This is a genomic window from Desulfocurvibacter africanus subsp. africanus DSM 2603, assembly GCF_000422545.1.
In the GTDB taxonomy this organism is placed as follows: domain Bacteria; phylum Desulfobacterota; class Desulfovibrionia; order Desulfovibrionales; family Desulfovibrionaceae; genus Desulfocurvibacter; species Desulfocurvibacter africanus.
On sequence record NZ_AULZ01000015.1, the window covers coordinates 80,070 to 92,384 of the forward strand.

Consider the following 12,315-nt stretch of genomic DNA (forward strand, 5'->3'; position numbering starts at 1 on the left):
TTTTTCTCTTCACTCAGGAGGAAACGCCTAGATGTCCGGACATAGTAAATGGGCCAATATCAAGATCCGCAAGGGCGCGCAGGACGCCAAGAAGGGCAAGGCCTTCACCCGTGTGGCCAAGGAGATCATGCTCGCGGCCAAGATCGGCGGCGGCGACGTGACGGGCAACCCGCGTCTGCGTACGGCTTTGCTCAAGGCGCGCGAAGTGAACCTGCCCAAGGACAAGATCGAGACCGCCATCAAGAAAGGCACGGGCGAGTTGCAAGCCGAGGTCATCGACGAGATGCTCTATGAGGGCTATGGCCCGAACGGCGTGGCCATCATGATCGAGGCGGCCACGGACAACAAGAACCGCACCGTGGCCGAGATGCGCCACATCCTGTCCAGGCACGGCGGCGTCCTGGGCGAGACGGGCAGCGTGGGCTGGATCTTCAGCAAGAAGGGCGTGCTCGTCTTCCCCAAGGCTTTGGGCGAGGATAAGATCATGGAAGTCGGCCTGGAGGCCGGGGTCGAAGATGTGGTGGACGACGACGACTACTACGAGGTGCGCACGGCGGTGGAGGACTTCTACACCGTCAAGCAGGCCTTCGACAACGCGGGCATGAAGTACGAGAGCGCCGAGCTGTCCATGATCCCCTCGACCACGGTGCCGCTGGACGTGGAAGCGGCCCGCAAGGTGCTCAAGGTCACGGAGATGCTGGAAGAGAACGACGACGTGCAGAACGTCTATACCAATGCCGATTTCCCCGATGAGCTGATGGCCGAACTGGAAGGGTAGATGGGCGAAACGGACTCGGGAAGTATCACCGTGCTCGGCCTGGACCCTGGCTCCAGGCGTACGGGCTGGGGCATGGTGCGCGAGGCCTCGGGCAAGCTGTCATTGGTGGCCGCCGGCGTGGTGGCCACCGACGCCAAGACCGATCTGTGCGTCCGCCTGGGCCGCATCTTTACGGAGCTGGCCAAGCTCATCCACGAGCACCGGCCCGCCGAGGCCGCGGTGGAGAACGTGTTCGTCTCGCAGAACATCATGTCCGCCCTCAAGCTGGGTCAGGCTCGCGGCGCGGCCATCGCGGCCTGCGCACACCTGGGCCTGCCCGTCAGTTCCTACGAGCCCAGCCTGGTCAAGAAAAGTCTGGTGGGCGGCGGAAGGGCGGAAAAGGGTCAGGTGGCTTTCATGGTCGGGCGCATGTTGAACGTGCGGCTCGATGACCTCAAGCTGGGCCTGGACGCCACCGATGCCTTGGCCGTGGCCATCTGCCACCTCAACCAGCGACGGCTGACCCGGCTGACCAGACAGGCCGGGCTCGCCCAGTAGGCCAGACATGATCGGCTACATCCGCGGCACACTTCTGGAGCAGACCGAAAAATCCTGCCTCGTGCTTACCGCCGGCGGCGTGGGCTACGAGCTGCACCTGCCCCTGCCGGCGCTGGCCAGACTGCCGGCCGAAGGTCAGGAGGTGAGCTTCCATACCGAGCAGGTCGTGCGCGAGGACAGCCAGGATCTCTACGGCTTCGAAACTTCCGAAGAGCGCCGGCTGTTCCATGTGCTGCTGAGCATCCCCAATTTGGGCCCCAAGAAAGGGCTGGCCATTCTCTCCCAGTTCCATCCCGACGACCTGCGCCAGATCGTGCTGCACGAGGATATCGCGGCGTTGACCCGAGTCTCGGGCATCGGCAAGAAGACCGGGCAGCAAATTCTCTGGGAACTCAAGTACAAACTCGCCTCGGCCGATGTTCCCGCCGTGGGTCGCAAACCGGCCGCGCCCGGGCGCAGCGTGCTGCAGGATGCCCTGGCGGGTCTGACCAATCTGGGGTACAGCGAGGAGGAGGCCAGACCTGTTCTGCATAAATTATTCGAGGCCGAGCCGGACCTGGATGTAGCCCAGCTCCTGCGCGAAGCCCTAAAAGCCATAGCCAAGGCGCGCGCCTAAGAAATGTCCAGCTCCCCGACCATTCAGCCCGAAGAGACAATACGCCCAAGATCACTCGACGACTTCGTGGGTCAGGATGACCTGCGCGCCAATCTATCCGTGTATCTGTCCGCGGCGCGCGAAGGCCGGCGCGCCATAGATCACACCCTGTTCTACGGCAACCCCGGCCTGGGCAAGACCACTTTGGCCCAGATCATGGCCTCGGAAATGGGCGTGAACCTCGTGTCCACCTCCGGCCCGGTGCTGGAGCGCAGCGGCGACCTGGCGGCTATCCTGACCAACCTGGGCCGTCACGACTTCCTGTTCATCGACGAGATTCATCGCATGCCGGCCAACGTGGAGGAAGTCCTGTACCCGGCCATGGAGGACTTCAAGATCGACCTGATCATCGGCCAGGGGCCCGGCGCGCGCACGGTCAAGATAGAGCTTGAGCCGTTCACCCTGGTAGGCGCGACCACGCGCCTCGGCCTTTTGACTTCGCCGCTGCGCGATCGCTTCGGCTGCATCTTCCGCCTGGAGTTCTACTCGCCCGAACAGTTGGCCACCATCATCAGGCGCGCTGCGGGCATTCTGGGCACGGCCGTGAGCGATGCAGGCGCCATGACCATCGGCCGGCGCTCGCGCGGCACGCCGCGCATCGCCAACCGCCTGCTGCGCCGAGTGCGCGATTTCGCCGTATTCCAGGGCAAGCAGATCATAGACGAGGAACTGGCCTCCCAGGCCCTGGACCGTATGGACGTGGACGATTCGGGCCTGGATTACATGGACCGCAAGATCCTCTCGGTGGTCATCAACCACTACCAGGGCGGCCCCGTGGGCCTGAAGACCCTGGCCGTGGCTTGCTCCGAAGAGGTGCGCACCATCGAGGACATTTACGAGCCGTACCTGATCCAATGCGGTTTCCTGAAGAGGACCTCGCGCGGCCGCGTGGCCACGGCCAAGGCCTATGCGCATTTGAAGACTTTGGGCTAGCGCAGGGGGCGTAAGAACCGGGAAGGGCTTTGCCCTCCCCAGGCCCCACCCACCAGGGGCGGACGCGCCCCTGGACCCGCGAAGTTCGTTCGCGGATTGCCCTAGCCCGCGTCGAAAAAAAAAGTTTAGGAAGGGGTGGGTCCAGGGAGGGGAGAACCCTTTTCAAAGGGTTTCCCCTCCCTGGCCGCCGGAGGCACACACCATGCGCATCATCAAGCCGTCCTACGAAATCCTGAATCTCCCCAGCCGCGAAACCCTGCGCATCCTCGAACTCGCCGGCCGCACCTGCTACAAGTCCGAGGACAAGATGACGCCCGAGACGGCCGAGCCGTTCATCGCGCGCATCGTAGCCTCGGGACACGAGAGCGTTATCGAGCACGCCTCGGCCACGGTGCGCTTCGTGTGCGACCGGGGTGTGACCCACGAGATGGTGCGCCACCGCCTGGCCTCCTACAGCCAGGAATCCACGCGCTACGCCAATTACGCCAAGGACCGCTTCGGCAGTGAGATCACGGTCATCCGGCCCTGCTTCTGGCGGGAAGGCTCGACCGAGTACGCCGCGTGGCTCTCAGCCATGGAAGCCGCCGAACAGGCCTACCTTGGGCTCATCCAGGCCGGGGCCAAGCCCCAGGAAGCCCGCAGCGTCCTGCCCAACAGCCTCAAGACCGAGATCGTCATGAGCGCCAACATGCGCGAGTGGCGGCACGTTTTCCGGCTGCGCTGCGACACGCCGGCCCATCCCCAAATCCGCGAGGTCATGCTGCCGCTGCTGGGCGAGTTCCACGAGCGGCTGCCCGTGCTTTTCGCTGACCTCTTCGAACGCTTCCAGGACGACATCGTCAAATACCGAGCCATCCTCGCTTCCTGACACCCATGGCCAAGACCTTCCTCGACCCGCGCCGCGCCTACCGCATGGAGCCCGCCTCGGTTGAGGGTGAGGCGCGTTTTCAGGTCGTGGTGGAGGAGACGGACCTGTGGGTCGTGGCCGATCAAGACCTGCGCCGCGAGGTGGAGGCCCTGGTGCGCACGCTGCGCGGTCAGCTCAAGGCCCACATCGCCCTACAACCCGAGTTCCTGACCAGCCTTGCGCCCGTGACCGTGCGGCCCGGCGCGGCCGAGATCGTGCGGCGCATGGCCGAGGCCGCCGAGGTCTGCGGCGTGGGGCCCATGGCCGCGGTGGCCGGGACCATGGCCGAACTGGTGGCCAAGGCCTTTGAGGGCCGGACGCCGAATATCCTGGTGGAGAACGGTGGAGACTGCTTTTTATGCTCCACGCGGGAGCGGCTGGTGGGGCTGCTGCCCGACCCGGAGGCCGGCGTAAGCGTTGGCCTGCGTTTCGCGCCGGAGGAATTCCCGCTCAGCCTGTGCGCTTCCTCGGGACGTATCGGCCATTCCCTGAGCTTCGGCCATGGCGATCTGGTGGTCGTACGCTCGCCATCGGGCTCGCTGGCCGATGCGGCGGCCACGGCCCTGTCCAACCGCCTGAAATCCTCACGCGATCTGGAACAGGTCGTGGATGGCGCCAAGCGGCTGGAGGCGGCTGGCGTGCAGGGCGTATTCGCCCAATGCGGGGGCAAACTGGCCGTATGGGGCAGGATGGAGCTGGCGGCTTTGGGCGGGTAATAACGCGTATCAAGCGTATCAAGCGTATCTGAGCGTATCCGCGCGGGAGAGGCGACGCTTCTCCCGCACTTCACTTTTCAGAGGAAGTCATTTCCTCGGATTCCGCGATTATTCTCGAAATAGATGATTGTCTGGGCAGGCTGGAAGCAATTGGACTGAAGCATCCAGCCTATGCTTGAAGGGAGAGGCGCAAGGCTCTGACGGCTAGAGCATTTTGCTTTTGAAAATGCTCTGCAAGCCATGCGTCGGCATGGCTTGCCGCTAGCTTCGGCGTAGGCGCAATTCACTTGCGCCGTCAACGCCGGAGCGGGCGTCTTAAAAGCAATCTGTTCTAGAGATCCATCTGTTCCAGCGTGCGCTGAATCTGCCGGCCTGCGGGAGTCTTCTTGGATATCTCCACTTCCAGACTGGTTATGCCCTTGATCACCGTGGAGTGCGTGCGGTTGAAGCGGTTCGCGATGTCCTTGAGCGAGAGCTGCGTATGCTTGCGGGCCAGGAAAAAGGCCGTGTTGCGTGCGAGCACGATATTGCGCTTGCGGCTCTTGGACGCGAGCTGCGTCGGAGAGAGGATGAACGTGCGGCAGACCATTTCCACGATGCGCTCCAGGGCCATGCCCGAATTCTGGGAGGCATAGTTGCCGAGAACATCCCGAGCCATGTCCAGACTGATGCGCTCGTTGAGCAGCCTGGCCTTGAGGACGAGATTCTGCAGACAGCTTTCGAGTTGGCGGATGTCGCAGGTGATGCTCTCGGCCAGCAATTCGGCCACGTCATCCGGCACGTTGACCTGGAGTTGCCGGGATTTATGCTGCACGATACGGCGGCGCATATCGAAATCAGGCATGTCGATGACCGTCAAAAAGCCCGAGCAGAATCTGGAAACCAGGTGCGTGTCCACGTTGGACAGCTCCTTGGGCAGAAAAGAGCTGGTAAACACGACTCGGCTGCCGCGCTCCTGCAAGGCCTTGATGGTCGAGAGCAGCTCATCCTGAAACATGGCCTTGCCCTGGAGGAAATGGATGTCCTCCAGAAGCAGGATGTCGATGCCCTCGCGAAACTGAGTCTTGAAGCGGCTCATGTCCTTGGCGTTGAGAGCCATGAGCATCTTGGTGGCGAACTCCTCTGCCGTCAGGTAGCGCAAGGTCAAGCTCTTGGAACGTGTCCTGTCCTGAGCGGCATGTCCAATGGCCTGGATCAGGTGCGTCTTGCCGAGTCCGGCCGCAGAGCTGATGAACAAAGGCCCTGGCGAAAAGTCGTTGCGGACCACGCCTTGGGCAGCGGCATAGGCCAGGTCGTTGCTTGGGCCGACCACGAAATCATCGAAGCTGTGGCGCCAGTTACAGCATTGTGTGGACTGAAGTGGGGTAGTCAGAGGCAAGCCGAGGTGCTTGGCCTTGACCGTGACCGTCGATTCCGCGGAGCTTGGCTTGGTCGCGGTTTCCGGAGCGCTGGGCGTGGGCTTGGGCGTGCTGCGCACCGTGACTGTGGACGGCGAACCAAGCACCTGCAAGGCGGCTTGGGAAATATGTGTAGTAAGCTTGTCGCGAACCCAAGCTGCAACGAATTCGTTGGGCGCGGCAAGCTCCAGGACGTTATTGTTCAGCGATGCATGGAGCGGCTTGATCCAAAGGGTGAACTGATTCGGGTTCAATTCTTTTTCGAGGATTTGAGTGATCTGCTGCCATGTCTCGTTCATAGAGACAGCGTCTACTCTGAGCAGGGGAAAAGGCGCAACAAGGGAAAAGCGGTTTGGGCAGGTGAGACCAGGGTTGGTTCTCTACAGCTTATCCTTCTGTTTATACTGCTATAATGGTTCTAAACCTGTTAAGTAGGGCTTTTCAGGATGGGCCGGAAAGCGCTCCTGGACAAGGCGGGGCGAGTTGTCAATGGCAACATTTCCACAGTCGTGAAAAATTTTATCAACATGGTCTCGACGGTTTTTTGGCTCTTTACTAAGAATTTCTAAATAAAATGAGATTACGCATGCTCAAGCGGGTTTGTCACAAACAGGTGATGAACTTGTGCCGAGTGCATCGTTATTAGTCTAACAATTGGAAATAAAAGGTTAAAATTTTAAGACCCTACTTCCAGAATTGGAAGTCGCGCCGTCAGACCAGCACTGGCAAGGTTGTCAGCCTATTCCGAAAGAGAAATCCGAATCCATTGATGATTGAATATAGTGCGAGGCATTGAGGCGTGCATGGTGTTCATTCAACGTTATTGGATAGGGTATTTGGCAGAATATGTAATAAGAAAATTGTTCCCGAACGAACAAATATGGTCTGAAGGCACGTTATTGCGTATGCATGTGGGGAGTTGGCGCGAGCGGTACGGACTGGAGAGCTTCTATACCCAGGTAGAGCTCCAACCCGCGATCATAAAGGAGTCTCGAAGGTGACTGTTGGTCGGGAGACCTCAGCTCAGCAGGCTCTCGTAAACGGTCAAGGTCTGCAGGAGGAAATCGTTTTCCGTGAGTTGGGAAACAGTAGAAAGCTGATCCTGCCGCAACCCGTGACGGATGTGTTCATGTTTGGCCAGGCGAGCCAGAGTTACGGTCAGAGCGGGTACATCTCCCGCCGGAATCAGGGCCTTGGCTGAAAACAGATCCGGCAGGGCGCCGATGGCGCTGGCCACGGTGGGACACCCGCAGGCCATGAGCTCCAGGGCCGTTCTTGCAATGGCTTCGGACTGCGTGGAGGGAATCGCCGCGGCATCAAGCGCCGAGATGCAGGCAGGAATGTCCTCCCGCACACCGCTTATGGCCGTGATCCGTTCAATGCCGTGTCCGGAAATCCAAGCTCTTATCCGGCCTTCGTCAAGGGCATCCGAATGGCCGATAAGCAAGAGCCGGATGTGGTGCAGGTCGAAATCGTGACGCAGCGAGGCAACGCTGCGGATAATCTCCCTTTGGCCTTTGGATTCCTTGAAACGCCCTATAAGGCCAATGACGAAGTCCTGGTCCGTGTAGCCGAACTCGGCCCTGACTCTGCGCCGCCCCTCGGGGTCGAAGCGAAAATGTTGTGTGTCCACTCCACCGCAGATGACCCAAAGCTTGTCCTTGGGCACTTGCAGCAGATTCCGGAAGTGGGCGCCAATGCTAGAATTGGTCACGATAATCGCGTCGGCCACCCGGCGGTGTAGGATGCTATTGGGAAGATTGTCTTGGGGCAGGTTTTGCACGCCCCGGGTGCGTACCAATCTGAAGCTTTTGAATTCCTTGCGCAGCAGACCCCAGAGCAGGAAGGCTTCGCCGCGATGGCAATTGATAATGTGCGGCGAGAACGAGCGAACCAGACGGCGCATGCGTAAGTAAAGGCCAGGCACGGCAAGCGGATTGAGCGTGTTCAACTCCAGGGATTCCACTCGCAAGCCCATCTTCTGGGCCATGCGGCTGGATGGGGAATCCGGCAGGGCGATGACCAGGACTTCATGGCCGGCCTGCTGCAACAATCGGCTCAGCGTCAACGCATACCATGCCGCAACGTTGTATGGGTGGATATTGACAACTTGCATGATGCGCATGGCTCAACCTGGTCGCAACTTGAGGACAGCTACTTTGATAGTGTAAATGTAGTAGTGGCCAAGCGTTGCCCCAGAATGGGAAGCAAGGCAAGGGCCATGTGTCGATCTCGTTAATCGTTTGATGGACCCGCCACGTTCAAAAACAACCAGGATCGATACTTGCAAGCAAAAACAGGCTGGGCAAGCCTGGACTTGAGATGTAAACCCTTGGCCGCGGATCGCCGAGAAGAGAAGCGGACGCTTGCCCAGCCGGACCAGGTATCCTGGCTAGGAAATGGCTTCGCTTTTGCTGACGGCTTCAGCCTTGATGCGGTCGAGGAGATCGGAGAGCACAGGCTTGACATGCTCGCGGATATCCCCGGCCACGACAATGAACAGGACATCGTCGCCAGGCTTGAGATCGCCTTCGTGGGCTTCGACGACGACGCGGAAGATACCGGGCTTGCGTTCGTATTCTTGACGCAACTGCTCCAGGCGCTCGCGGTCCACGCGGATAGCTATGGAGGATACTCCCCGACGATCCTTGCGGGACCAAGCCCGGACCACGCCGTTGTGAACGAGAACCATGCCGACGTTCTCGACAAAGGAAGGATCTTTCTTCAGTTCGGCAATAGTTTTGCTGATGTCCATATGCTGTTTGCCTCCGACTGTTTCAGGGGGTGACCCCTAAAAATAGCGTCAAGGAGACCCGATGTACAGTTTATCCAAGCTGCTGGCTCAAATGCCGTCCTTTACTCAATCCAGGATGGTCACTTCGGGCATCGGTATCTGGATGGTCTACTCCGGCCATGTCTCCAAGCCGCTGGTGCAGACGCTCATGGACCACGGCGGCGTGCAGTTGGCCACCGACGGCAACCAGTCCCTATGGTTCTTCTTCAGCAAGGAAGCCCACAGAGCACTGGCCAGACTTCAGATTTGGCTGCGGCTCAATCCCCTGCAAATATTCTTCGAGGTCATGCCGGCCACCTTCCTGGTGGGCTATGACATGACCTATAGCGTGTCCATCGCGCCCGACCTCAAGGACCAGTACCTGAGCAACCCCGGAGATCCGGTGATCTGGGTGCATCCCAAGCTTGAGGAGGGCGTGCTCTCGGTGCCGGGCCTGGGCGTCAAACCTGGAAACGTGCACGCGGGCATGTCCACTCTGGACTGGAAGCTCCTGTTCACAGACCCCAGCTTCAACTACGAATCCGAGCTGGGTTGGTATTTCATCATTAAGCCGTTGGGTAAGAAGCTGGACAAGGAGTACTCGACGGGCTGGCGTTTTTTTTACAGCCGCGTGGAGCCCATCATCCAGCGCCTGGGCCTCAAGTACATCTGGAACGACTCCTTCCTGATACTGCCCATCGACAGCATGCGGCTTCTGCGCAACTGGTGCCGGGAAATCATCTACTTGATCCGGGACATCAAGAGCGGGGGCGAGGGCCATTACTGGCCCATGGTCATGGCTGCCGTGCCCAAGCAGGGTTTGAATTTCAATGAAGATCTGCCCAAGAAGGTCGCCCTGGAGTGGAACCGCCTGGCTCCGGATTACCCCCACCTGAGCTTCCGCGACGCCTTCACTCTCGGCCGCGATTTCGATGTGAACGAGATCGGCTATTCCATGAGCAAGGGCAGGCTGGAGGATTGGTGCCATATCACTTTGGGCTCGGAGTCCAAGGAGCGGAGCACTGAGCAGTCCATCCAGATCAAGCTGCCCCGAAAACTCCTGGCGGGCGACACTGAATGCTTCTATTGCGGCCTCAAGAGCCATAAAGCCCCGGACTGCCCCTCGCACGGCTTCATGACCCTGAAGCCTGAAGTTTGGGAGGAATTGGCGACCATTCCCATAAGCCAGTACAGCGCCGTTTGCCAGGAGCTGGATGAGGCCTTGTCCGAGAGCTCCGCCACCAGTCTGAACCGGGTGCTGGAAGGCACGGGGAAGGCGCGCGTCCTGGCCACGGCTATCTTCGAGATGACCGCGCCGTTCCAGCTGCGTTTTTTGCGCCTGATCTGGAGAAGCCGGAGCAAGGATTGGCTCAACGCCTTTGATCAACTTGCCCCTGAAGAGGGCGAGTATATTTGGGTTGCAATGGAGTGCATGCAGGGCCAGAAGCGTGAAGAGGCCGAGGTGCAACTCAAGCAGGCCACATTACGCTTCCCGCGCAGCTATCAGCCTCGTTCGCTCAACGGGTTCGTGTCCATGGAGGCCCAGGACGGCAACCAGGCGCTCTATTATTTTCAGGAAGCCGCGCGCTTGAGCTACACTCCCGTGCAGAAGGTTCATTTCCTCATGCTCCATGGGCGCATGCATGAGATTCTCGGGGAGTATGAAAAGGCGACCGCTCTCTACAAGGAAGCCGAACTGCTCTCCAGGGGCTGGGGCGAGTCCCGCTACAGGCAGGGCGTGTGCATGGTCAAGATGGGCTTCACTGATCACGCCATGAACGTATTTCAAGAATGCATCGACAAGAATCCTCACTATTTCAATCGAATATTACTTGATCCCGAGTTGGAGCGCGGCCGTTTCCAAATTCAGGCGACCATGAGCGAGCTTTGGAAGGACGCCAAGGAGCTGGATAAGGAGGCCAAGAAGCAGTTGGAGGCGCTTTCCAACAAGATGACCGCTTGGTTCAGCAAGGACCACGAATTCAGTCAGGAAGTGCAGAAGTCATTCGCTCGCCTGCGCAGCTATGGCGAAATCGAGAACTATGTGTTTGTGCGCAAGCTTGCCGCCGGCTGCAACACCTTGGAGGAGGAGATCGATAAGCGCATCGAGTCCGAGGTTTCCCGCCTGAGCAAGAAGGTGGAAATATACTTCGCGCGCCTCAAGACGATCATGCGCGAGGCGTCCTGGTTTCCCTTTCCTAAAATGCTGCGCGATTTCAGCAGGGACTTCAATTACTGCGCCGAGAAGATGCACTGGATGTATACCCAGTACCTGAAGAACGCGGAGAACTTCCGCCGGGGCCAGGCCTATTCCCTTGAGGTGGAGGAGCGTCTGGACAGGCTCCAGAAGCGCTTGGTGACCTTGCGACTGCTGCGCGACGGCACGTTCTTCGGGCTCATTCTTGGCCGCAATTTCCTGTGGATGCAATTGGTCGGCCTTGGGTTGGCGCTCCTGCTCATGCCGCTCATCGTGTACCTGGCCGAGCATTCCACTGGATACCTCTCCAACCTCATTCTGACCCAGAAGTGGAATTTGCAGAAAGGCCTCATTCTCGTGCTGTCCATAGTGGCCATGTGCCTTGCGGCGCTGCGCACCGCCGTGACCTTCGAGAAGCGCAAACGCAAGTTTTTCGATCAGGAGTACGAGCGGGTGCGTGAGGAACGTTTGGCCCGCGAGCGCAAGAAGCGCGACGCGTTTAAGGCCAGGCGCAAGCTTCAGGTCGAGGCGGTGAAGCAGGCTCAGGCCGTTGTCAAACCCGCGAGCAAGCCTTGGAAAACGGCAGGCGGCCCGCAAGGCCGGGGCGCGGGAGGAAAGCAGCAGGATAAGCCAACGCCCGCATCAAGACGGTAGCTTCGCAGCGAGCACAGGCGGAAACCCGATCCGCTGGCCGGCCAAGCCAAGCGGCAGGTCCTTTTTGTTCTCGATAAACAAGCAAAACCCCACCGGGCAATCACTTGGTGGGGTTTGTCAGTCCCTGGCGTCAGGGATGGTTCTGTCTCGGAGAATGCAAATAAAAAGGCGGAGGGGTACTCCGCCTTTTTCGATCTAGTGCAGTTCTGGTCTACACGCAGCCGGTGGGCTTGGGCAGGCCGGCCATCTTGCAGGCTCCCTTGCCGGGTCCGGACGGGAACAGCTCATAGATGTGCTTGAGCTTGTAGCCGGTCACCTTGGACAGGATGCGCACCATGGGGGCAATGCCGTTCTTCTTGTAGTAGTCCTGGAGGAACTCGATGACCTTCTGGTGCTCGTCGCTCAGTTCCTTGATGCCCTCGCTCTCCTTCACGTAATCGACCCACTCGGGGCTCCAGTCCTCGAAACGCTGCAGGAAGCCGTCCTCGTCGATCTCAAAGCTTTTACCCTTGAATTCAACGCTAGCCATGCACATCCTCCTTAGAAGAAATTGTTAGGTGTTCCTACCACTGACATATACTTGGGGTCAACCGAAGCCCAGCCTTTTCGGCAATCATGGCGGATTGCCGATCGGGCCGAACGTCTCGTCGTTAGTCCACGGCGACTCTCCGCCGTGAAGTGATCTCGCGACCAGATTCAAAAATCGCTCGTTGCCAGATCATTAGCCGCTTGTAAATTCCATGCAGGATGTTTGTCAACATTATGCAG

11 protein-coding genes are annotated in these 12,315 nt (G+C 59.4%); 7 read left to right on the top strand and 4 right to left on the bottom strand.

Features of this window, described 5'->3' with window-relative positions; all coding sequences use genetic code 11:
• The first annotated feature begins 31 nt into the window (after window positions 1-31).
• From H585_RS0111535 to H585_RS0111560, 6 genes are all read left to right on the top strand, one after another.
• Entirely contained in the window at window positions 32-778 is a 747-nt protein-coding gene (locus H585_RS0111535; RefSeq protein WP_014258253.1) for a YebC/PmpR family DNA-binding transcriptional regulator, read from the top strand.
• Window positions 779-1,315 (top strand): crossover junction endodeoxyribonuclease RuvC, encoded by a 537-nt coding sequence (gene ruvC, locus H585_RS0111540; protein WP_027367928.1) that lies wholly within the window; start codon window positions 779-781, stop codon window positions 1,313-1,315.
• Between the two features lie 7 nt (window positions 1,316-1,322).
• Window positions 1,323-1,931: a Holliday junction branch migration protein RuvA gene (gene ruvA, locus H585_RS0111545; protein ID WP_027367929.1), complete on the top strand. Its 609-nt coding sequence runs from the start codon at window positions 1,323-1,325 to the stop codon at window positions 1,929-1,931.
• A 3-nt stretch (window positions 1,932-1,934) separates the two neighbouring features.
• Window positions 1,935-2,903: a Holliday junction branch migration DNA helicase RuvB gene (gene ruvB / locus H585_RS0111550; RefSeq protein ID WP_005985354.1), complete on the top strand. Its 969-nt coding sequence runs from the start codon at window positions 1,935-1,937 to the stop codon at window positions 2,901-2,903.
• 202 nt (window positions 2,904-3,105) lie between these two features.
• Complete coding sequence (gene thyX / locus H585_RS0111555; RefSeq protein ID WP_027367930.1) at window positions 3,106-3,771, top strand: FAD-dependent thymidylate synthase; 666 nt, start codon at window positions 3,106-3,108, stop codon at window positions 3,769-3,771.
• 5 nt (window positions 3,772-3,776) lie between these two features.
• Window positions 3,777-4,526 carry a UPF0280 family protein gene (locus H585_RS0111560; RefSeq protein WP_027367931.1) on the top strand — a complete coding sequence of 250 codons (750 nt, stop codon included), beginning with the start codon at window positions 3,777-3,779 and terminating at the stop codon, window positions 4,524-4,526.
• A 331-nt stretch (window positions 4,527-4,857) separates the two neighbouring features.
• On the opposite strand, the gene dnaA is transcribed toward H585_RS0111560, so the two are convergent.
• The 3 genes from dnaA to H585_RS0111580 form a co-directional block, all read right to left on the bottom strand.
• Complete coding sequence (dnaA, locus tag H585_RS0111565) at window positions 4,858-6,222, bottom strand: chromosomal replication initiator protein DnaA (RefSeq protein ID WP_027367932.1); 1,365 nt, start codon at window positions 6,220-6,222, stop codon at window positions 4,858-4,860.
• Window positions 6,223-6,941: 719 nt separating this feature from the next.
• Window positions 6,942-8,048, bottom strand: coding sequence for a glycosyltransferase (locus H585_RS0111575; RefSeq protein ID WP_027367934.1), 1,107 nt, complete (start codon window positions 8,046-8,048; stop codon window positions 6,942-6,944).
• Between the two features lie 267 nt (window positions 8,049-8,315).
• A complete protein-coding gene (locus tag H585_RS0111580) occupies window positions 8,316-8,678 on the bottom strand; it encodes a molybdenum cofactor biosynthesis protein MoaE (RefSeq protein ID WP_027367935.1) in 363 nt (120 codons plus the stop codon).
• A 61-nt stretch (window positions 8,679-8,739) separates the two neighbouring features.
• Here H585_RS0111580 and H585_RS0111585 point away from each other — a divergent pair, with 61 nt between their 5' ends.
• Window positions 8,740-11,547, top strand: a complete 2,808-nt coding sequence (locus H585_RS0111585; RefSeq protein ID WP_027367936.1) for a tetratricopeptide repeat protein — start codon at window positions 8,740-8,742, stop codon at window positions 11,545-11,547.
• A 211-nt stretch (window positions 11,548-11,758) separates the two neighbouring features.
• Here H585_RS0111585 and H585_RS0111590 read toward each other — a convergent pair whose 3' ends face one another.
• Window positions 11,759-12,076, bottom strand: a complete 318-nt coding sequence (locus H585_RS0111590) for a TusE/DsrC/DsvC family sulfur relay protein (protein ID WP_005985367.1) — start codon at window positions 12,074-12,076, stop codon at window positions 11,759-11,761.
• Window positions 12,077-12,315 lie beyond the last annotated feature (239 nt).

What these genes read in the sequence shown, in the direction of transcription:
- ruvC (WP_027367928.1), top strand. Translation starts at nt 779, where the DNA reads ATGGGCGAAACGGACTCGGGAAGTATCACCGTGCTCGGCCTGGACCCT.
- H585_RS0111585 (WP_027367936.1), top strand. Translation starts at nt 8,740, where the DNA reads ATGTACAGTTTATCCAAGCTGCTGGCTCAAATGCCGTCCTTTACTCAA.
- H585_RS0111575 (WP_027367934.1), bottom strand. Translation starts at nt 8,048, where the DNA reads ATGCGCATCATGCAAGTTGTCAATATCCACCCATACAACGTTGCGGCA.
- H585_RS0111560 (WP_027367931.1), top strand. Translation starts at nt 3,777, where the DNA reads ATGGCCAAGACCTTCCTCGACCCGCGCCGCGCCTACCGCATGGAGCCC.
- H585_RS0111580 (WP_027367935.1), bottom strand. Translation starts at nt 8,678, where the DNA reads ATGGACATCAGCAAAACTATTGCCGAACTGAAGAAAGATCCTTCCTTT.
- ruvB (WP_005985354.1), top strand. Translation starts at nt 1,935, where the DNA reads ATGTCCAGCTCCCCGACCATTCAGCCCGAAGAGACAATACGCCCAAGA.
- H585_RS0111535 (WP_014258253.1), top strand. Translation starts at nt 32, where the DNA reads ATGTCCGGACATAGTAAATGGGCCAATATCAAGATCCGCAAGGGCGCG.
- dnaA (WP_027367932.1), bottom strand. Translation starts at nt 6,222, where the DNA reads ATGAACGAGACATGGCAGCAGATCACTCAAATCCTCGAAAAAGAATTG.
- H585_RS0111590 (WP_005985367.1), bottom strand. Translation starts at nt 12,076, where the DNA reads ATGGCTAGCGTTGAATTCAAGGGTAAAAGCTTTGAGATCGACGAGGAC.
- thyX (WP_027367930.1), top strand. Translation starts at nt 3,106, where the DNA reads ATGCGCATCATCAAGCCGTCCTACGAAATCCTGAATCTCCCCAGCCGC.
- ruvA (WP_027367929.1), top strand. Translation starts at nt 1,323, where the DNA reads ATGATCGGCTACATCCGCGGCACACTTCTGGAGCAGACCGAAAAATCC.